The following is a 20,889-nucleotide window of genomic DNA, read 5'->3' as shown; positions in this document are numbered from 1 at the left end:
GACTTTCTTTTTGGGGCTATGATTTTCAGCCCTGGATTCCGAGGGTCTCGGCGATGCGTTCTTTGGTGCGCTCGCACTGGTTGCGGCCGTAGATGATGTCGCTGACTGTGGAGTTGGCGATGCCCAGGCGTCTCGCCAGCTCCTGCTGGGGTATGTCCTGTTCTACCATTGCGATTTTCATTTTCTTTCCAAATGGGGTGCATGGGATTCTGTTTGCCATGTTTGGGTCCTCCTTTTTTATTGATTCTTTCTTTATGCGGTTGGGTCTGTTACGGATACGGTGAAGACTGGGGTTACGTTGAACTTGTCTCCGGCTTTCCAGCCTTTTCTGGTGAAGGCGTAGATGGTCAGCGGCATTTCGTTTTTGCCTGCTTTGGCGTCTACGGCTAAATCTTTGGCTATCAGCTCTCCTTTGGTGGTGGAATTCAGGTAGTACTTGTCTGTGCTGCTGATTGCTGACGTCATCCAGTACGCGGCTGTTCCTATCTCATTCGGCTCTGTCGCCGGGTCGGAGTAGGTTCCGGCCGCTGGTGAGGCTTCTGCGGAATCCTTGATAGCAAACAGCATGTTATTGTCTTTTGTTTTTACATCTGCATAGGTATTTGTCAGAACTGGGAGACTTCCGCCGTTGGCCTCCGGGGTGACTCCTGTTACGTATACCCAGACTGACGACGCGGAATTGTTGGTTATCTTGTAAACCGTATCTGCCGGCTGTTCTACCTGGACATTGACCGTCTTGTCGCTGGCGCCGGATGCCGGCACCTTGGTCATGTCCACGTTGAAGGACACGGTGGTCGGGATGGTGACGCTTAAGGTGGTTACCTTGATGGTTCCTGTCAGAAGCATGCTGGTGTCTCCGGCGCTCTTTACATCTTTGCTCGCCTCCACGCTTGTCTCGCCTGTCGCTCCCGCCGCGTATGCGCTTGTCATTCCGCCTGCCGCCATGGCTATGGTCAATGCCAGGGCTGCCATTTTCTTGGTCTTTCTCATTGTTTCTTCCTCCTGCTATCCTTTTATTTTATTCTCTATATGAATCAGCTGGCTCGTTGGCCTGGACTGCGCTGATTTTTAGGGTTGGCCTTACGGTGAACTCGTAGCTTCCGTAGAAATCGGCCGATACTTTTCCGTATAATTTTAAGGTGGTCTGGCCGCCTGCTTCGATTTCTGCCACGTAGATGCCTGTCTTTCCTGGGCAGATGGCGTAATGTTCAAATTCCCGGCTGGTCTGGTACTGACGGTTTTCCATGCCAAGTACCAGGATGGCGGTTCCTGGGGCGTTGGCCCCCGCTATGGTGTCCACCAGCTGGAAGGACTGCTCCCGCTCGCTGGAAAACTTCTCTGAAAATTTGACGTCATTGTCTCCGATGTCGTCCACGCGGGCGATTTCCAGCTTTACCGGCACTACGGAATGGTTTTCGATTTTTACATCCGGGCTCAGTATCTGCGCCGCCGGGGCGCTTAAGTCGAAGGGCGCTTCCGGGTCTACGCTGAATTCGAAGCCGTCTGCCGGGAGACTGACGGATATCAGGGACGCGGTTACGGTTCCCTTCATCTCCACGGGGACTGAAGCGCTGTCCCCAATCTCTGGGTTGATTTCCAGGTTCTCCAGGCCGACTCCGGTGGGCGCTTCCCCGCTTCTGCCACCAGTGAGCGGAACTGTGTTCTGCAGCCGGCTGGTTCCATCTGTTTTTCCCATACTCCCGGATATTCCGGCTCCGTATGCTGGCATTGTCTGGCTCTGCGCCAGGAGACAGACTGCCATCCAGGCCGCCACGCCTGCCATCTTCTTTCTTTGCAACATCCCTCCCCTCCTTTCTCCTTCTCTTGTTCTGACCGCCACTGTTTTATCTGTCTCATTCATATATCACCAGCCTGATTCTGGCCGCGGCCTGGCCGATGTATTCTTCTGTTTCCAGACGGTAGGTGTAGAAGCGGGCCGTGCAGTCGTACTCTCCTACCGGCAGGTCGGTGTCCGGAGGGGCTGACTCTACGTAGTTTCCTGGTTTGATGGCTCCGGTTTCGTATATCTTTTCTCCGGTGTCGTCACGGTAGATTTCCACGCGTATCAGTTTTCCCTGGTTGGACGGGTTCTCTATCAGCCAGTTGACGGAACGGTCACGGCCGGTTCCTGGGCCGCTGGGCGTGGCGTTGATGGACATGGCCAGCATTCCTTCTTCCACCACCGAGTTTAACTCTCTCTGACGCTCTTCCTTTGACTTGCCTGGAATGTCTCCGGCTATGACGTTGGCCTCGTAGGCCAGGCCCTCTTTTGCCTCCGGTTTGCTCCTCTCCAGAAGCAGATAGACTGCCGCTCCCAGCAAAGCAACCACCAGCAGTAATACCACCACCAGGATTCCCGTGAACTTCTTTCCGGGTTTTTCTTTTCTGCCCCGCCCGCTCACAGGGGCAGCGGGCATTTCTCTTTTTTCTCTCATATGCCCTCCATCAGTCCAGCACGTACACGGTGATCTGTGCCGCCGCTCTTCCTATGTAACTGCTGTCCTTGATCCGGTAGGAGTCAAAGTAGGCGATGCACGGGTATTCTCCCTCCGGCAGTTCCACATCCAGATGGGTGTTGTCGATGTACTGCTCCGGGTCTAAGTAGCCTGATTTGTAGATTTCCTCTCCGGTGTCCTCACGGCAGATGGTGACAGTAAAACGGGTGCCGTTGTTGGGCGGGTTTTCTATCAGAAGATTGATTTCTGACTTCCCGTCCTGCATGCTGGGCGTCGCGTTGATGGAGAAAGAGAGCATTCCCTCCCTCACCACTTCGTTCAGCGCCTCCTGGCCTCCTGCCGGGTCGTTGATGGTTCCGGTCTTTACATTTCCCTCCGCCACCAGGCCCGGCGTTCCTGCGGCTGCGGGCTGGCTGTTCCTGGCTACCAGGTAGGCCGCCGTGCAGGCCACGGCCACGCAGAACACCAGGGCCAGGAGAATCACCAGCAGGTTGGCATGGCTCTGTTTCCCGTTTCTGGGGCGGCGGGGGCTGTACTTTGGTGTCTGTTCCTCTTCCATACTCATCCGATCCTGTCTCCCTCCTCCAGCACCCGCAGGATGATATCCAGGGACATGCTTCCTGCAGGCGTCTTTTCTTGAAACAATTCAATCTGGGCTGTCACCGGGTAATCCCCTGTTTCCAGTTTCTTGTTTAATGTAATATCTTTCACATAGCTTCCTGGGTCCACCCGGCGGGTTCCTCCGAGGTGCTCCCCCGTCTCTGTCAGGTACAGGTTGACGCGGGCGCTGTAATGGTTGGCTTCCGGGTTCTCATACTCCAGGTTGCAGGTCTTCTTTCCCAGCTCCACCTTGGGTATCTGGTTGATAACCACCCAGAAATCTCCTTCCTCCACCGTGCGCTCTTCTGCTGCGTGGAGGGTTCCGTTCCTGGCATGGCTGTCCGGCATGATGTCCACCTGGGCCTGCATCGGGTCCGGAAGGATTCCCGCGTTGGGAACCCAGGTGGTCAGGATAGCAATAACTGCCGCCAGGACCGCCACACCTCCCGCCGCCCATGCCAGAACTGCCGGGCGGATGGGGAGCCGCCGCCTGCGGCGGCGTCTTCCCCTGCTGTTACCATTTTCTTTCCTCATCTTCTGTCTCCCATCCGCTCAGACCGTCAGCTTCCGCTTCCCGCGGTATCGGCTGTCATTGTCGTTGTGGTTACATCCTCTTTCGGGATTCCGCTGCTGTAAGTAATCTCGTAGCCGAAGGTCTGCTCCGGTCCGGCATAGAGCGGGCTGTACTCCATGAAATAGTGGAATTTCAGGCTGTTTTGTCCTGTCTTTTCCTTTCCTACCATCTCGTATGACACCCAGTTTCCACCATCTTTCGGATTGTAGTAATACTCATCAGTTCCTCCACCGACTCCGCTGATTCCCAGCTTCACTCCCGCTTTCACCAAATCGGTTCTCTCATCGATGGTATCCAGCTTCGCTTTTATCGGCATTAACTCCACATTTTTGCCCGTCAGCGGGGTGACTCCGGAGATTCTTCCCGTTAATGGGTAGCTGTTTCCATTTGTCACGGTTACTTCATTTGACTCGGACTTCCGCTTCATTCCGGGTTCCAGCTCAATGGTCACCGGATTCACTGGGAAGGTCAGGCTCATGGTCTTGCTGGCCGGGTCCTTCACGGTGATGCAGATCTCATAACGGGTTGTCTTTCCAGTGTCACATACATCCAGCATAAAGGTTCTCTTCGGTGCGTTATATGCAGCTGCATTGTAAAGGTATACCTGCTCAAAGCCTGGAAATTTGCTAGTTTCTGCCGGGTCTGTCAGAGACGCGCCGTTGACATCCGCAATCGTCTGGCCTCCTCCGCAGAAAGCCAGCATCTTATTGGCGGATTCATAGCCATAGGTACTATAATTCGCGGTAATCTTGTTGACATTCACTGGCTGATAGGTCGTGCTGCTGCCGCCCTCTTCACGGATTCCACGCAGCATCACCTGGGATGGCAGGGTTCCACCCTTTATATCACCTGGGTCTGAAATCAACGTTGTTGGCGGCTCCAGTTCCACGGTCAGCTTCACCGGCGCATCCAGGGTCGGATATCCATGGGTTGCCTCGTTGCTTAAGGACGTATACCACACCCGGTCGTCTCCCCTCCGCTCGGTGGCATCCAGGGTGTTTAGCTGGTCAGTCTGATACTGGCTTTTCGACAGATTTTCTACACCACTCTCGCTTGATCCATCGCTGTAACAGTTCTTCTTGGTTGTAGCATATGCCACAGGATTTGTGTATCCCGGAGACGAACCCATCATCGCTGCAAGTGTATTACCAGCAACATAACAATTTTCGACAGGCAACGTCGTGCCACTGGAACCTCCCGATATTCCACCAGCAGCGGACGTGGAACCACTGGTGGTTCCCATACTGGAAATGTCAGAATCTATGACATAACAATCCTGGATTTTCCCTCCATTATACACTTTTCCTGTGATTCCACCGGCTGCACCGCCTACCGATCCCACTCTGATAACTGCATTTCTGGCATAACATTCAGATATCATCGTTTCGGCACCATCCATCTGGCCTGCAATCGCTCCACCCCAGATTCCTCTTGGGGCATTGGCATCCGTAGGACCTATAATTGGTGCTTCCATACCGATCTGTGTAACCTGTCCGGTGCTGCTCAAAATTCCAATTAGCCCGGCATATCTTATCACTTTCCCTGGTACTCCGCCCGCAAACATATTCTTAATCTGATATACCTTTGCCTGTCCTTCGCCGAGATGCCCCTGATAGGTTCCCATCGGAATCCATGGAATCCGGGCATCCTCGGTTCCTCCGTAACGGTCTCCCAGAAGGTCGATGTCCTTGGTCAGATTGGCATTCAGAGTCTGATTTGCCGTGTCACTGTTTACCGTCATCCCAAACCATCCCAGCTGCTCCGCACATTCTATGGAATAGGCGCCTGCCCCGTCTTTGACTGGCTCCGGGATGAAAGCTCCTGTGCTGTCTTTCAGTAACTGGTCCTTCACGCCCTGTCCAATCACTTCCCAGCTCTCTGCCGGCTGCAGCTTCCTGGTATCATAATCCGTACTTTCTGCATAACACAGGGACGGATACTCCCCGGACTTCCAGGTGAAATTGCCATAGTCTGACGCACTGTTCTTCATTCCGTTCCGGTTCAGTGCATAGGCCGCCGCCCAGGACTGTAACTGGGCTGTGGTCAGGCTTCTGGCCTCTGATTCTGTGATGTTGGCCCCTGGCAATTTGATTCCGGTACTGTTGGCTGTATCATAGTAGCAGCCAGTGACAGTCGTATTATCATTCTTTCCAAAGCCGATTATCGCTCCGGTTACTCCAGTTCGTGCAGATGCAATATTTCCGGAATTGTAACAGTACTCCACACGGTTACTATTGGCATTGGTATCAACATATCCCAGTATTCCTCCAATACCCTTGACCTCTCCCGCATCTTTGGCAATGGTTCCCTGATTGTAACAATTTCGTATTACAGAGTTTTCCGTATTAAACAGCCGTCCTGCCATGCCTCCAAAGTAGGAATTCGTCCACACTTTCCCAGCGATGGTTCCCTCATTCCAGCAGCCTTCTATCACTAGACCCGACGAGCGGTGATCCGCTATCCCTATCAGTCCAACGATTCCTCCCAGACCACTTCCGGTCATGCCCGTCGGTCCAACGATATCTGTACCATTCCAACAGCCGGATATCATACTGCCCCGACCCATCATTACTCCGGCAATCCCGCCTGCATATGCAGATGCAGTTATCTTTCCTGACTGAAGTCCCAGCTTCTTCACGACTCCACTGGTTCCTGCACCTCCCAGCACCTCGATGAATCCTGCCATATCACCAAAGCCCGTTACCTTAACCTTCAGATGATTTAGTAAATATCCGTCTCCATCAAAAGTCCCCTGATAACCAGTGTTCCAGTCTGAACTCCTCAGTCCCATCGGCTTCCACTTCACTGCATCGTCAATATTGTCAGCTCCGGCATCGTAGGTGATTCCTGTATAGGGGGTTCCGAACAAATCAATATCCGTGGTCATTGTCCCGTAAATCTTCGGCTTCCCATGGTTAACCTGGTAACCAAACCATGCCAGCTGTTCTGCATTGGTCAGCAGATAAGGCGAGGTGCTGTTTCCATTTCCGCCTGGTCTCGCTGTCACCACTCCTGTGGTCCGGTTTCCGATTAGTCCGGCATCTACGCCAAAACCAACATCCTCCCAGCTGTCCGGGACTCCCAGTTTCTTTGGCGCACTTGCATCCGATGAACCGGGCCAGCAAATGGTGGGATATACCGGGGTATCACCGGTTGGAAGATAGGTCCAGGCACTTTCTGTGGTTGCTGTTCCTGCAAAGGAGTCCTCTGTCTGGTCAAGGCCATAGCCGTTCAATGCATAGGCCGCCGCCCAGGACTGCAGCTGTTCTGTGGTCCGTGCTCTTGCTTCTAATGTGCTGAAACCAGTACCTGGATTTGCAGTCTTTGCTGTATCGTAGTAACAATTAAAGATACTTCCCTCCTTCGCATACATAATTGCACCGGCACGCGAAGTTCCCGTTACCACTCCAGCATTGTAACAATTGGATAGGCTACCCCATTTTCCATTCTCCGTCAATCCAATCAGATTCACAATTCCGCTGGAATAGGTTCCACTAATCTTTCCTGTATTTCCGCAGTTTCTGATTGTCGGACCAGTATGGACATTGGCAGTTCCTCCTGCAATTCCAGCCGTATAACTACTTGTTCCACTGATATCTCCCATGTTAAAGCATCCTTCAATCACTACCGTACTGCAGTTCGGCATCTGCCCAACAATTCCTCCCGTCCAATTAACTCCTCTCACGGTTGCGCCATTCCAACACCTATATACTTTTCCAGAACTAGCTGTACTTCCTACAATAGCCGCATTAGCCCCTGCACCCCCTGTAATTTTTCCGGATTTTACACCGAAATCTTTTACAGTTCCGGAAGCTTGTGCAATAAATCCAGTATTGTAGCTGGGCTCATTGACCAGCATATTGGTGACATAATGTCCATTTCCATCAAATGTCTTTGACATATTGTACTGGAATACTCCTTCGGCATTTTTTCCAATAGGAACCCACCGTAATGCCTGTTCAATATTATCTCTGCTGCTATCATAAGTCTCTCCAGTATAATTGGAACCAAATAAATCCATATCAGCCTGCATCTGAACTGATGTACTGGTTTTAATTGTAGATATGTATCCATACCAGGCCAGCTGTTCTACATTGGTCAGCTGGTAGGGGTCTTCTTCTGTTCCTGCATTACTTGGTTTTTTTATCGTTTCGGTGTTTCCTCGTATTCCAAGAAGGTCATTTTCCACAGCATACCCCACATCCAGCCAGGTATTTGCACGAAGTTTGTTCTCTTGATAATCATCATCGCCTGGCCAGCACAGGGCTGGGTACCCTCCTTCTTTCCAGGTGAAGGAACTGTCTGTGGTATCCGTCACATCTGTCACACCTGTGGCGCCCACTGATTCTAAACCGTATCCATTCAGGGCCCAGGCCGCTCCCCAGCTCTTGATTCCATTCGTATCAATAGCACCGACAGTGCTGGCGTTATCATTTCCTGTCGCGCCGGAAACCGTGGTTTTTGTCTTATCAAAATAGCAATTTTTTATCTGCCCTGCTGCTGTGTTCGCAATTCCATATGCAGCGGGAGCCGTAATAGTTCCGGCATTATAGCAGTTCTCCACAAGGCTTCCTGTCGTTAAACCACTCACAATACCGCTGGCTGAATAAGAGCCTGTTATTTCCCCAAGGTTATAACAGTTCCGGATTCTTGCTCTCACATTTTCGCCTCCTCCTGCATTTCCGGCAATTCCCCCGACAGTGCTTCCCTTTCCATTCACTTTTCCTATGTTATAACAGCCTTCTACCACTGGAGTGTATGTACCTTCTCCAGTATCAGAGAACCTTAATATAGCTCCAACAATTCCTCCCACATTAGCTGTTGCTCCCTGTATCTCCGCACCATTCCAGCATCTCCGAATCTGGCTGTCTCCGAACATTAGCCCGGTAATTCCGGCTGTATGGTTCTTCAAACCAATTATCTTTCCTGATGCAATTCCCAGGTCTTTCACCAATCCACCTTGGTCATTACTTCCCAGCTCCATAATAAATCCCGTAGCTCCGCCTGTGTCACTTACAAAGATATTGGTAATCTGGCAACCATTTCCATCAAATATCCCCATGTAGCCCTTACCCAACTGACCAGGGTCACCTCCCATGGGAACCCACACAATTGCAGAATCTATATTGCTGCCGTCTGCCGCGCAGTCAACACCACTGTACTTGCTTCCAAATAAGTCGATGTCTGTCATCATTTTGCCACAGAGATTTATCTTTCCGTTATTAACCTCATTGGCAAACCAGGCCAGGTCCTCGGCGGAAGACAGCAGGTATGGGTTGGCCTCGGTTCCATGGGTCGAGATATCGCCCGATGGGGACTGCACGGTGGGAGTTGGAAGTTCTAAGTTCACTGCTACGTCTCTCCAGGTGGTGATTAAGTTCTTGTTTTTTAGAATCGGGTAGCCATCGTTAATTTTGGAAGTGGCCGGATCGTTGTATATCCAGTTTTTCTCCGTGATGGATTTATTTAGGCTTGCAATGATAGCTGTCTGTTTCAGTTCGGCTGTTGTCTTTCCGCTGCACTCTGAGCGGCTGTAAGTTCCGTCATCTGGTGTCATCGAAGTCCCAAGGATATCACTGTCCCAATAACAATTATATATTCCCGTATTAGCGGAACTGTCGTTGGCTACTGATATCTTTGAGATCATTGCTCCTTTAGTCACAGCTACACCATTAACATCTATCGGTCCAGCCACATAGCATCCGGATATCCGCCTTGCAACCGTGGAGTTGGCTCCTTCCATTCCTATTAATCCTCCCGTACAATTTGACTCATATCCATGAATCGCTGCACGGCTGTAACATCCTTCTATCACAAATGTTGAAATGCCACCACCATACGTAGCTGCTATTCCTATCAGTGCACCAGCCCCACCATAACGACCAGAGACATCTTCACCAGTTGATGTCACTTTACTTCTGGGACCTATTCCTAAATTTTTTATCACCACACCACATATAGTCCAGCCAAATAGTCCTGCTGCGCCTTGTTCTTCCACCTCCATACGGTCTATCATATATCCTGCACCATCAAAGGTTCCTTTATAATATTGTGGATAGGATGCAATTGGAACCCACCTTAGTATTCCGCTGTCTACGTATGCATCTCCCCCCAAATCAATATAGCCCGTCAGAACGGCATCAAAATCCACCTCGATTGGAGCGGTATTTCCGGTTCCATAAATAGAGCACTTTCTGGCAAACCAGGCCAGCTGCTCGGCGCTTCCTATCTGATAGGGAGTTGTGACTCCGTCCCCTGCCGGAAGAGAATACTTCTCTCCGGTATATGGATTTCCAATCAGACCGGCATCCATGCCCATTCCGATAACTTCCCAGTCTTTGGCTGGGCCCAGTTTCTCTACGGGATTGCCGGCTTCGTCTGTCCTCCCATCCCAGTACAGGGTCGGATATTCGCCTTCTTTCCATGTAAAGGATGTTTCTGATGCATCTTTGGCTTCCCGGCGGTAACCGTTCAGCGCGTAGGCCAGCGACCAGCTCTTGGCCTGTTCTGTCGTAAGTCCAGGTGCCTCCGCTTCCGTAATTCCAGCTCCGGCCGATATCTGTCCGCTGCTTTCCTTATCATAATAGCAGTTTTTCACCGGAGCGATGGACTTCGTTGTATATCCAATGAGTCCTCCGGTACTAGTTTTATTGCCAACTATTTTTCCAGCAGAATAGCAGTTTTCCATTTGGAATTGATACCCTCCTGTCGATGAGCCATCTCTGCATATTCCAATAATTCCACCACTTCCAAATGTCATCACTGGCGCCGATGTTGTCACTGTCACCGGGCCAAGGTTATAGCAGTTTCTGATGTAGTTAACCTCATTTCTACTCCATTGTCCAATAATCCCACCGGAACTATCCTTTCCTTTCACTTCTCCAACATTGTAGCAATCTTCAATGAGAGAATCTTGGACATTCCACACTCCAACGATTCCTGCACCGTATCTTCCAGAATCTATGAGCGCACCATTCCAGCATCTCTGAAACACCACATTCTTCCCCTCTGCCCAGGCTGCAATTCCGGCATCACTGCCTCCAGCAGTTCCCGTTCGTGTCACTTTTCCTGATTTCACTCCAAAGTCCTTGATCACAGCAGAGGACCCAGCCCTGCTTCCTGTCATGCTAAAAAAGCCCTGGTAAGTCTCTCCAATTGCATACATATTGGTCACATAATGACCAGCCCCATCAAAGGTTCCTACATAGAAACGGGTACCGCCGCTTATATATTCACTAATCGGCACCCACACTAACGCCTTGGTAATATCGGCTTCAACCTCCGCGCTGGTATATCCTGTATATGGGAGACCTGACAAATCCATGTTAGCGGTCATTTTCGCACTGAGCGTAGAGCTTTCTTTATTTCGATTCACCTCCCCGGCAAACCAGGCCAGCTGCTCGGCATTGGTCAATATGTAAGGATTCTCCCGACTTCCGTCGCCTTCTGGTATCGGAGTCTGGATTCTGGTGTTTCGCATTCCTATGAGTCCATCGGCAACTCCCTGACCGATGACAGACCAGTTCTCGGCGGGCGCCAGCTTCTTCTCCGGATTGGTTTCCTTATTATAAAGAGTAGGAACTCCTCCAGTTGTCCATGTCCAGCTGCACTCCTCGGAGTCCGATTCCAGACCATAGCCGTTCAATGCATATGCGGCTGACCAGCTCTTTAACTGACTGACAGTCACTCCATACATTACCCCGGCATTTGCTGCATCCGGGATTTCCTCGGATATGATTCCCGCTGCACTTTTCTCATAATAACAATTTTTGACTCTGCCGCTGTAAGCCTTTGCTGCAATTCCATACCCGGACGACACGATGCCTGAGTTATAGCAGTTTTCCATTTTGGTTCCATAAAATACGCCTACCAGACCGCCTATGTTGATATTATCCCCTACCGGCCCTGTCACCCTTCCCTGGTTATAGCTGTTTCGAATCACTTGACCTCCACTTCCTGCAAAGACAACTCCAGCGATTCCTCCAATACATGGACCTCCGGCAGTACCACTCATGGTGAGTGTTCCCAGGTTATAACACCCTTCCACGACCTGATTCATTTGTGGAACGCTGCTGCTCCCCATCAGAGCTATAATTCCTCCAACAGGAGAAATTCCTGATATCTCCGCTCCATTCCAGCACCTTTGAACTTTGCTGCCTGTTCCCTGGACCACAGCGGCGATGCCGGCTGTATAACTCAGACCGGTTACTTTTCCTGATTTCACTCCAAAGTCTTTAATAATACCAGCTTTTCTGGACGCATCATCTCCTAAAACTCCAATGAATCCTTTGCGTAAACCATTGTCTCCAGATAATGTCCCAACTCTCATATTCGAAACATGGTGCTGGTTTCCGTCAAAGATTCCACAATAGCCAGCCGTCAGCGTGCTCGAAAGATTCCCAAGAGGTATCCAGATAACTGCATCATCGATATTGTTCGTGGTCTCATTGTATGTGTTGTCCGTATAGGTTCCTCCGAATAAATCGATGTCTGCCGTTAATCTTCCATTGATTTCATTGTTGCCTTTGAGATTCACTTGATAGGCAAACCAAGCCAGTGCCTCCGCGGTACTGATTTCATAATAGCCGTCACTGCTTTTCCCCGGTAAAAAACTGCTCAAATCACCGGAGTCCACCCGCTCCCCTATCTCCTGCCAGGTCATTGTCACCGCATAAGTGGCTTGGGCCTGGCGAATGCTTGAAATAGAAAAATTTTTGGTGGATTCCCCGATAGAGCCTTTGAGTTTGACCGTGTTTTCAGAGTCTTCCGATGGTTCGGTAGAATCTGGGGCAGCATCTGGGGTAGAATCCGGCTCACTTGGCTCTGATTTGGTCGTTACCTCCTCTGGCGATATGGATTCTAGTTTGCTTCCCACCTTAGGAACTTCATGGCTGGATACCGATGCCTCTGTCTGTGTGGTCTGTTCTGGTTCCGTCTGTTCTGGTTTCGTCTGTTCTGCTCCACCTGGTTCCTTTTCAGTCTGGTCTGCACGAACACGGTTATTCTCATCTATGATGACGTGGCCTTCTGCTTCCCATTGAATTTCCTGTCCATCGATCTCTGTGGGCAGGATTAACTCTCCATCCTCTAATACATCTGCCAGAGTAAATTCGTCGGGCAAAACCAAGGCGATAACTGAAGCTTTGGAACTGTCTACAATTGTTTGCTGTCCATGATATGCAAAGGATTCCAGCTGGGGATAGGCATTCTCGCTGTAATACCAGGTTCCTGGTATCTGTGCGTCTAGTCCTACCATCTGGGAAGTGGGCAGGCCCTTTAAGGTAAATTCCGGCAGTTCACGGACCTGTGTGGAGGTGGATGGTTCCTGAGCGATTACTGGGTCCGGCTGCTCCGGATTTTCGGACGGTTCTTCTGTTGCTGGCTGCTCAGCAAGCGGTTCTTCTGCTACTGGCTGCTCAGCAGGTGCTTCTTCTGCTACTGGCTGCTCCGCAAGCGGTTCTTCTGCTGCTGGCTGCTCCGCAGGTGCTTCTATCCACTCTCCTGGGCCGACCTGTATCATTCCGGTGTGGTCTTCTTCTGTTTCGGTCTGGGATTCGTCTGGTGGCAGCTGGTCCGGGAATCCTGATGGCCCGTTCCCTGGAAGGGGTTCCTCCAGTTCTGTCTCTTCCAGCTCGGTATCTTCTAATTCGGTATCATCTAATTCGGTATCTTCATTTCTGTCTTTGGCGCAGGCCATCTGTTTGTCGTAGACACAGCCTTTGAACTTTCCGGTTCCCAATGCTGTGAATCCTCCCCGGATGGTTCCTGCTTCTCCCAGCACCATGCTGGAATAGCTGTTTTCTATCCGGCCGTCGTTGATGGCGGCAAATCCTCCGACAATATCATCGCAGGACAGGACTCCTGACGCATAGCTGTTCTCGGTTCTTGTATGGGCTCCCAGGATTCCGGCTAATCCTCCGGCGTAGGTTTCCACTCCGTCCAGTTCGGAGGAGAGGCTTACCAGCACAAAGCTGTCTGATATCAGGGTTTCACCGGCGGTCTCGGCTACCAGGCCTCCGGCGGTTACACGGTCTGCGGTCACAAGGATGTAGACATCGCCGAATGGGTTCCCTATGTATTCGATTTCTTCTTTATCAGTTCCTGTGTCTTTGGCATCTGATGGGCTGGCTGGTTCTGGCAGTTCTTTGTCTGGCTGGCTGTTATCAGTCGTCTCTCCGTCTGCCTGGTCTGCATCGGAGGGAGTGGCCTGGTCTGCGGCTGCAGCTGCGGCTTCCGCGTCCGGCAGTTCCGATATCTTCAGCATTAAATACTGTCTGTTTACTGGGTGGACGGATGCGCTGTTCTCTGCCGGGGCTTCCGGCTGGCCGGATTCTCCGGCTTCGTTTTCGCCTGTATTCCCGGCGTCTGACTGCCCACCTGTATTTCCGGCGTCTGGCTGTTCTTCATTTCCGCCTGCGGGATTCTCCTGGTTGCCACCCGCCGGCTGCTCCTGATTACCATCTGCTGACTGTCCTGCGTTTTCTGCCTGGGTTGTGTCAGGCGCTGGCGTTCCGCCCTGTTCCGGTGATTCTCCTTCGGTTATGTCAGTCTGGTCTCCGGATTCCTGGCTTCCTTCATTTCCGAAATTCTCCGGATTGCTTTCTGTCTGGCTGTCTGTTTCCTGATTCGTATTGTCCGGAACGCTCGATTCTATATTAGATGTCTCCTCTTGGACATCTCCTGTCTCATTTTCATTTCCAATAACTGTTTCATTTCCAGGGCCTTCTTCTGTTCCATCTGTCACGCTTCCACCGGCTCCATTACCGTTTCCGCCTGCCACACCATTTTCAGCGGCGTCGGTGCTGCTCTCCGGCGCTTCTGACGACTCTGTCTCTGACGGTTTCTTCCGTTCTTCTGCGTCTGATGGGCTGGCTTTGGCTACCTGGTACTCGGCTTCTGATGGGCTGGCTGTGTAGATCTCTCCATCCATTCCGCAGTTCCGGATTTTACTGTCCACTGCGTATGCCGCCAGCGCGCTGTATCCATCCACATAATGCTCACCGTCATAATACGTAAATGGCTCCGTGATTAACGCTCCGCTGAAAAACAGGTTCTCTATCTCCGCTTTCTTCACCACGCCGAATAACGGCCGCTCCAGGCCGCTTATCACGTGGCCGTTTCCGTCAAATTTCCCGGTGAACGGCTCCACATTGTTTCCAATTGACTGGTACAGCCATCCCAGCTCCAGGTCTTCTTCCAGACGGTAGCTTCCGTTTAAGTTATAGTCCTCGCTTTCGCTGTCCAGCAGATACTGCTCCAGTTCCTCGCCCGTATGTAACTCCACAGTCTCACGGCTCTTTGCACGGGCTGTCCCGATACTGTGCAACGCATATCCCGCCGCTCCCACTGCCAGAATGCAGGCGATTCCCGCAATCACATATTTCAGACGGTCCTTCCCGTTTGTTCTCGTATGCAGTCTAAAATGGCTCATATCTGTACCCCTCCATTGGTTTATCCTCTATCTTTTTGTTGCTTTCTCTTTCTTGTTCATGTTCCGGTCTCTTGTCCCGGATATTCTTGCCTCTGAGTGTTCTCATCTCAGGCATCCTTATCCCATACATTCTTATCTCAGATTCCTTATCTCCAGATGTTCTCTCACCCGCCAGCCCGGACTACCAGAATCACTCTTCCAAGCACATCCTCCGCCGGCACCGTTCCCATGGTCCGGTCACGGCTGTCTATGGACACCCCGCGGTTATCTCCAAGCATAAAATACTGCCCGTCCATCACCGTCAGCGGTCCTCCCATCTCATCTCCGGCCGCCTCCTTCGACGTATCCGGCAGCGTCACATAATTCTCTCTCACCTGCACTCCGTTCACCACCACACGGCCTCCCGACGCGCTTATCTCCACCTCATCACCAGGCAGTCCCGCCACTCGCTTGACCACACTCTCTCCATCCTTCTCAAAGGCTATCACTTCATCCCGACGTATTTCTCCGGAAAGACGGTAATAGACAATCCAGTCCCCATGATTCAGATATGGATACATGGAGTTCCCGGACACCCGGTCAATCCCTATCACAAATCCAAACACGATGATAACTCCCGCCACAAGCCCCAGCGCCCCGAACAGATACTTCAGGTTCCGGTTCTTCCTGACCGTAAAATATCGTCTCATCTCCACACGAATCCGGCACCGGAGCCGCTTCTCCAGCGCCTCATACTCCGTCTGTCCCGCGTTCCTCCCTGCCTCCAGCGATTTCACGATATCCCACAGATAACAGATGATCTGTGACTCATCATATCCTCCACGGTGGACCCGGTGGAAATGCGACTGCTTCTTTTCTTTTTTCTGCGGCTCTCTCCGCCTCTTCTTCCGGGACTCCCCTTTTCCTGCCGCCGCTTCCACGGTTTGCACCTCTCTCCGGGCTTTACCCTCTAATGTCAATTATAGAGTGAGCTATTGGACGTTAATTTCAGAAAAAACAGAAATGCCGAGCACTGGCGGTCTGATTCCGGCTCTTTTTGCTACTTCCGCCAAAGACGAATAGAATATTCAGATCATTTGATTTATTTTTGGACACAGCAAAGCTGGCCATCCTGTTTTTTTCATTTCAAAAACACAACCGCCATTCCTGTCAGACCCCATTTTGCATAAATCTACGTACCCACAAAACTGCTTTTCCATTTTTTTACATCTCAAACCTTGCAAATTTTACGAAAATGGGTATAATAGACTATATCAAGAAGGGATTTTCCTTCTGTTCAGATTTTTTTCACCGCATAATTGACATTATGGGGTGTTATTTTTTTTGCCGTAAAACCATTCTATCCAAGCACCAGCCGCATCCGCGACATCTGCCTCCTCGGCTGTTCTTCCGTCGTCATCGTGTATATCCGTGTCGTATTGATACTGGAATGTCCCAGTAAATCCATCAGCCGCACCACATCCTTCTCAATACTGTAAAAGGTTCTTGCAAACAGATGCCGCAGATTATGGGGAAATATTTTCTCCGTATCCACTCCTGCTTCCCGCCCCAGCTGTTTCATCTTCTTACTCACATTGCTCCTGTCCACCGGATTCCCCCTCCTTGAGATAAACACACTCCCCGCCACAATTCCAGCCTTCTTACAGTATTTCTTCAGCAGCCTGGTCAGCTCCTCCGGAAGCAGCACCACCCGGCATTTCCCCTTATTATAAATCTCCGCCCTTCCATCCTTCAGCGACTCCACCGTGATAAACTTGAGTTCACTGATTCGAATCCCCGTACTCCCAATGGTCTGTAACAGCATACTCATCTGCTCATCCCCCTGCCTGCGTGCCGTATGTACCAGTCTCTCATACTCCTTCCCGGTTATCTCCCGCTCCGGCCGGCTATACTGCACCTTTTGGATCTTAAACAGTTTCACCTTCCACTCCCCACACCCCGCAAACACCAGAAAACTGTTCACCGCCGCCAGCATAGAGTTGGCGCTGGTTATCTTATACGTTTCCTTTAACTCCTGCTTATATTCTCTCACACTCTCCCTGCTGAGCTCCCCATCCCCCAAATGCTCCATAAACCGTCTCACATCCCGCACATATTTTTCAATCGTAGCCAAACTCCTCTCCTCATCCCTCAGATAATCCTGGTATTTCCTCAACATTTCGTCCGTCAAGTTCACATTTTTACGTTCTTCCATCAAAAAAAAACCTCCTTTAAGCTTCTATATTGCTTTATTGTATCATACCCCCCTATCTTTTACCAGAATAAAAAAAGAAGAATTTCCACGCCATCCCAGCCCGGAAACTCTCCCTCTCATTCCATAATCCTTATTTCGCCAGCATCATCCTGTCATTCGCAAACTCCTCGCCGCTGGCCTCCTCAAATTTCTTCAGCAGGTCATCCACCTGCAGCTTCTTCTTCTCTTCCCCGGCCACGTCATAGATGATTCTGCCGTCGTGCATCATCACCAGGCGGTTGCCCATCTGAATCGCATCCTTCATGTTGTGGGTCACCATCAGCGCCGTCAGCGACTGCTCGCTGATAATCTCTTCCGTCAGTTCCAGCACCTTCTTGGCCGTCTTTGGGTCCAGGGCCGCTGTGTGCTCATCTAAAAGCAGCAGTTTCGGCCGCTCCAGAGTTGCCATAAGCAGGGTCAGGGCCTGTCTCTGTCCGCCGGACAGCAGTCCCACCTTGCTGCTCATTCTGGTCTGAAGTCCCAGCCCCAGCTTTGCCAGGGAGTCACGGTAAAATTCCTTCTCGCTGCTCTTAATCCCCCAGCCCAGGCCACGCATCTGCCCACGCCTAAAGGCCAGCGCCAGATTCTCCTGAATCTCCATCCCGGCCGCCGTTCCCCTCATAGGGTCCTGGAACACCCGGCCGATGTATTTGGCCCGCCTGTGCTCCGGCTCTCTGGAAATGTTGACGCCGTCAATCTCTATCTTCCCGCAGTCGATGGGGTACACGCCTGCCACCATGTTGAGCATCGTGGACTTTCCGGCTCCATTTCCCCCAATCACCGTGACGAAGTCTCCGGGATTCAAATGCAGGTTAATCCCGTTCAACGCCTTCTTCTCGTTGACGGTCCCCTTGTTAAATGTCTTTCTCACATTGGTAATTGTCAGCATCCTTCTTCCTCCCCGTCCTCAGAATAGGCCCGATTCATCTTCCATTTCCCTATCATCACAGGGATACTCAGCGCCAGCGCTACCAGCACGGCGGAGAACAGCTTCATGTCGTTGGCGGAAAGCCCCAGCTGAAGCACGATGGCGCGAATCAGGAAATACACAACCGCGCCCACCACAGCCGATGTCAGCTTGCTTCCAAAGGAGCGGAGACGTCCCATCAGCACCTCGCCGATGACGATGGCCGCCAGACCGATGACGATGGCGCCGGTTCCCATGCCGATATCGGCATATTTCTGGCTCTGGCATACCAGGCCGCCGGACAGTCCCACCAGACCGTTGCTGATCATCAGAGCCAGCAGCTTGGTCATCTTGGTGTTGACGCCCAGGGCCCGAATCATATCCTCATTGTTGCCGGTGGCACGAAGGGCGCTTCCAATCTCCGTACCGAAGAACCAGTAGAGCAGAACAATCATCAGAATTGCCACAACGATTCCCACGATCAGGGATGCCTGGGACTGGGTCAGCCCGGTCATATCCACCACGCTGGAAATCAGAGTCTTCACCTTCAATAACGGCATGTTGCTCTTGCCGCCCATGACCCGCAGGTTGATGGACCACAGCGCAATCTGGGTCAGAATACCGGCCAGAATCGCCGGAATCTCAAACACCGTATGTAAAATGCCGGTAATCGCTCCGGCTAAAAGTCCTGCTATCGTAGCCACCAAAAGGGCTAAAACGGGATTCACATTGTACTTTACCACCAGCACCGCGCAGACGCAGCCGCCCAGTGCAAAACTTCCATCCACAGTCAAATCCGCAATATCCAGAAGGCGGAACGTAATGTAGACCCCCAAAACCATAATACCCCATAATACCCCCTGAGCCACCGCACCCTGAAGCGCCGGCACCATACTGCTCAGTATGTCTAACACTGATGCTGTAATCATACTTTCTTCCTCCACTTTACATTCATAAATGCCTTACATAAAAAATGCCCCTGCATCCTTTATGTAAAGCATCTATTGATAACCAGGCAGACGCATCCTCACACGTCTGCCTGGCCATATTTAATTCTCTCTCAGTTATTCTACTACATCAGCGCCCTCAAGTCCAGTGATATCGATGCCCAGCGCGTCAGCTGTTGTCTTATTGACAGTCAGCGCACATTTATCTGCCGGAAGGTATCCGATTGGAGTCTTGGCTACGTCAGCGCCATTTACCAGAATGTCAATGGCCTGCTGGCCTGCCAGGTAACCTAACTGGAAGTAGTCGATACCGTAGGTTGCCAGTCCGCCTGCCTCTACCATACCTGCCTCGCCGCAGATAACCGGGATGCCGTTGTCAGTTGCGATCATGGCTACGGTTGCCATACCTGCCGCTATCATGTTGTCGGTCGGCGCGTAGATGGCGTCCACCTTGCCAATCATGGATTCCACAACAGTCTGGATCTCGTTGGAGTTGGAAACGGTGTAATCTTTGTAGGTGAGACCTGCCGCGTCACATGCCGCTTTGGCCATGTCTGCCTGCAATACGGAGTTGGACTCTGCGGAGCAGTACAGGATGCCCACATTTTTCACATCCGGAATCAGCTGCTTCATCAAGTCAATCTGCTCTGACACCGGTGTCAAATCGGAGGTACCGGATACATTTACCCCTGGCTCGTCGTTGGAGTTCACCAGTCCGGACTCTGCCGGGTCGGTAACAGCGGTTAATAAAATCGGAATCTCGGTGGTCACGCCGGCCACAGCCTGGGCTGCCGGGGTTGCAATGGCCAGAATTAAATCATCTTTGTCATTCACCAGTTTCTCGGCGATGGTCTGGCAGTTGGACTGCTCGCCTGCCGCGTTCTGCTGGTCTGCCTCATATTTGATTCCCGCGTCATCCAATGCCGCGAAGAATCCCTCGTTGGACTGGTCAAGCGCCGCATGCTGTACCAGCTGAAGCACGCCAATCTTATATACGGTCTCATCACCGGCTGCCGCCGTGGTATCTGCCGCGGTAGTGTCCGCCGCGGTATCTGCCACCGTGGTGGTCTCTGCCGGCGCTGCCGCGTCCGTGGTTTTTGTCTCGTTAGCGGAACATGCTGTCATGGACAGAATCATAGCTCCTGCAAGCACAACTGCTAATGTTTTTTTCATAATTGTTCTCTCCCTTTTAACCTGAATTATTCATGTGAAACGACTGCTTCATGAACTTACTAGGTATCATACTACAAAATCCGGGATACGTCAATGCATTAATCCTATATGATTTTAAAGCGTCAAAGTGTGAAATTGCTTTTTACCCTAGAATCTCCCGGTACACCCGAAGCACATTTCCATGGAACACGGCTTCTATCTCGGAGGTGGTAAATCCTTCCCGCCTCATGGCTTCCTCCAAATGTGGCAGCTTATCCGGGCCATCCATCTCCAGCTCGCTCATGATACCGTCAAAGTCGGAACCCAGGCCGATGCACCCGATGCCGCCCACCATTTTCATATGCTTCATGTGGGCCGCCATGTCGGAAATCAAACTCCGTTTCGGCTCCCCCTTCTCCCAGCTTCCAAGAAATGCTGCGCAGTAATTGATGCCGGCCACACCGCCCCGCTCCGCCAGCGCCCGTATCATCTCATCCGTCAGATTTCTGGCGTGGCCGCACAGGGCCCTGGCGTTGGAATGGCTGGCCACGAAGGGCTTTTTCGTGTGGCGGAACACATCCCAGATGCC

At 51.5% G+C, this 20,889-nt stretch carries 14 protein-coding genes; all 14 read right to left on the bottom strand.

Annotation, left to right across the window (positions count from 1 at the left end; translation table 11 throughout):
- Positions 1-25 precede the first annotated feature (25 nt).
- Positions 26-220: a helix-turn-helix domain-containing protein gene (locus HMPREF9473_RS09365; protein ID WP_006779272.1), complete on the bottom strand. Its 195-nt coding sequence runs from the start codon at positions 218-220 to the stop codon at positions 26-28.
- Between the two features lie 32 nt (positions 221-252).
- Complete coding sequence (locus HMPREF9473_RS09360) at positions 253-990, bottom strand: hypothetical protein (RefSeq protein ID WP_006779852.1); 738 nt, start codon at positions 988-990, stop codon at positions 253-255.
- 28 nt (positions 991-1,018) lie between these two features.
- Positions 1,019-1,801 carry a hypothetical protein gene (locus tag HMPREF9473_RS09355; RefSeq protein WP_006779851.1) on the bottom strand — a complete coding sequence of 261 codons (783 nt, stop codon included), beginning with the start codon at positions 1,799-1,801 and terminating at the stop codon, positions 1,019-1,021.
- A gap of 52 nt (positions 1,802-1,853) precedes the next feature.
- Complete coding sequence (locus HMPREF9473_RS26145; RefSeq protein ID WP_006779850.1) at positions 1,854-2,435, bottom strand: hypothetical protein; 582 nt, start codon at positions 2,433-2,435, stop codon at positions 1,854-1,856.
- Positions 2,436-2,445: 10 nt separating this feature from the next.
- Entirely contained in the window at positions 2,446-3,021 is a 576-nt protein-coding gene (locus tag HMPREF9473_RS26140) for a hypothetical protein (RefSeq protein WP_006779849.1), read from the bottom strand.
- Entirely contained in the window at positions 3,018-3,590 is a 573-nt protein-coding gene (locus HMPREF9473_RS09340) for a hypothetical protein (RefSeq protein WP_006779848.1), read from the bottom strand. Before HMPREF9473_RS09340 ends, HMPREF9473_RS26140 begins: the two co-directional genes overlap by 4 nt.
- Positions 3,591-3,616: 26 nt before the next feature.
- The gene (locus HMPREF9473_RS09335; RefSeq protein ID WP_006779847.1) at positions 3,617-15,061 is read right to left on the bottom strand and encodes a hypothetical protein; all 11,445 of its coding nucleotides are present in this window, start codon (positions 15,059-15,061) and stop codon (positions 3,617-3,619) included.
- On the bottom strand, positions 15,048-15,176 hold the full coding sequence (locus HMPREF9473_RS28385) for a hypothetical protein (protein ID WP_278245523.1): 129 nt from the start codon (positions 15,174-15,176) through the stop codon (positions 15,048-15,050). Before HMPREF9473_RS28385 ends, HMPREF9473_RS09335 begins: the two co-directional genes overlap by 14 nt.
- A gap of 49 nt (positions 15,177-15,225) precedes the next feature.
- Positions 15,226-15,981, bottom strand: coding sequence for a signal peptidase I (gene lepB, locus HMPREF9473_RS09330; protein WP_006779845.1), 756 nt, complete (start codon positions 15,979-15,981; stop codon positions 15,226-15,228).
- 419 nt (positions 15,982-16,400) lie between these two features.
- Positions 16,401-17,255, bottom strand: a complete 855-nt coding sequence (locus HMPREF9473_RS09325) for a tyrosine-type recombinase/integrase (protein ID WP_006779844.1) — start codon at positions 17,253-17,255, stop codon at positions 16,401-16,403.
- A 130-nt stretch (positions 17,256-17,385) separates the two neighbouring features.
- A complete protein-coding gene (locus tag HMPREF9473_RS09320) occupies positions 17,386-18,183 on the bottom strand; it encodes an ABC transporter ATP-binding protein (protein WP_006779843.1) in 798 nt (265 codons plus the stop codon).
- A complete protein-coding gene (locus HMPREF9473_RS09315) occupies positions 18,177-19,094 on the bottom strand; it encodes an ABC transporter permease (protein ID WP_034859069.1) in 918 nt (305 codons plus the stop codon). The genes HMPREF9473_RS09320 and HMPREF9473_RS09315 overlap by 7 nt, the downstream gene beginning before the upstream one ends.
- 171 nt (positions 19,095-19,265) lie before the next feature.
- A complete protein-coding gene (locus HMPREF9473_RS09310; RefSeq protein ID WP_006779841.1) occupies positions 19,266-20,321 on the bottom strand; it encodes an ABC transporter substrate-binding protein in 1,056 nt (351 codons plus the stop codon).
- A 142-nt stretch (positions 20,322-20,463) separates the two neighbouring features.
- Positions 20,464-20,889, bottom strand: a 426-nt coding sequence (locus HMPREF9473_RS09305) for a dipeptidase (protein ID WP_006779840.1), incomplete at its 5' end; no start/stop codon positions are given.

This window comes from Hungatella hathewayi WAL-18680 (assembly GCF_000235505.1).
GTDB classification, from domain to species: Bacteria; Bacillota; Clostridia; order Lachnospirales; family Lachnospiraceae; genus Hungatella_A; species Hungatella_A hathewayi_A.
Note: the sequence above shows the minus strand (reverse complement) of the source record. Positions and strands in the feature narration are given on the sequence as shown.

What these genes read in the sequence shown, in the direction of transcription:
- HMPREF9473_RS09365 (WP_006779272.1), bottom strand. Translation starts at nt 220, where the DNA reads ATGGCAAACAGAATCCCATGCACCCCATTTGGAAAGAAAATGAAAATC.
- HMPREF9473_RS09360 (WP_006779852.1), bottom strand. Translation starts at nt 990, where the DNA reads ATGAGAAAGACCAAGAAAATGGCAGCCCTGGCATTGACCATAGCCATG.
- HMPREF9473_RS09355 (WP_006779851.1), bottom strand. Translation starts at nt 1,801, where the DNA reads ATGTTGCAAAGAAAGAAGATGGCAGGCGTGGCGGCCTGGATGGCAGTC.
- HMPREF9473_RS26145 (WP_006779850.1), bottom strand. Translation starts at nt 2,435, where the DNA reads ATGAGAGAAAAAAGAGAAATGCCCGCTGCCCCTGTGAGCGGGCGGGGC.
- HMPREF9473_RS26140 (WP_006779849.1), bottom strand. Translation starts at nt 3,021, where the DNA reads ATGAGTATGGAAGAGGAACAGACACCAAAGTACAGCCCCCGCCGCCCC.
- HMPREF9473_RS09340 (WP_006779848.1), bottom strand. Translation starts at nt 3,590, where the DNA reads ATGAGGAAAGAAAATGGTAACAGCAGGGGAAGACGCCGCCGCAGGCGG.
- HMPREF9473_RS09335 (WP_006779847.1), bottom strand. Translation starts at nt 15,061, where the DNA reads ATGAGCCATTTTAGACTGCATACGAGAACAAACGGGAAGGACCGTCTG.
- HMPREF9473_RS28385 (WP_278245523.1), bottom strand. Translation starts at nt 15,176, where the DNA reads ATGCCTGAGATGAGAACACTCAGAGGCAAGAATATCCGGGACAAGAGA.
- HMPREF9473_RS09325 (WP_006779844.1), bottom strand. Translation starts at nt 17,255, where the DNA reads ATGGAAGAACGTAAAAATGTGAACTTGACGGACGAAATGTTGAGGAAA.
- HMPREF9473_RS09320 (WP_006779843.1), bottom strand. Translation starts at nt 18,183, where the DNA reads ATGCTGACAATTACCAATGTGAGAAAGACATTTAACAAGGGGACCGTC.
- HMPREF9473_RS09315 (WP_034859069.1), bottom strand. Translation starts at nt 19,094, where the DNA reads ATGGTGCCGGCGCTTCAGGGTGCGGTGGCTCAGGGGGTATTATGGGGT.
- HMPREF9473_RS09310 (WP_006779841.1), bottom strand. Translation starts at nt 20,321, where the DNA reads ATGAAAAAAACATTAGCAGTTGTGCTTGCAGGAGCTATGATTCTGTCC.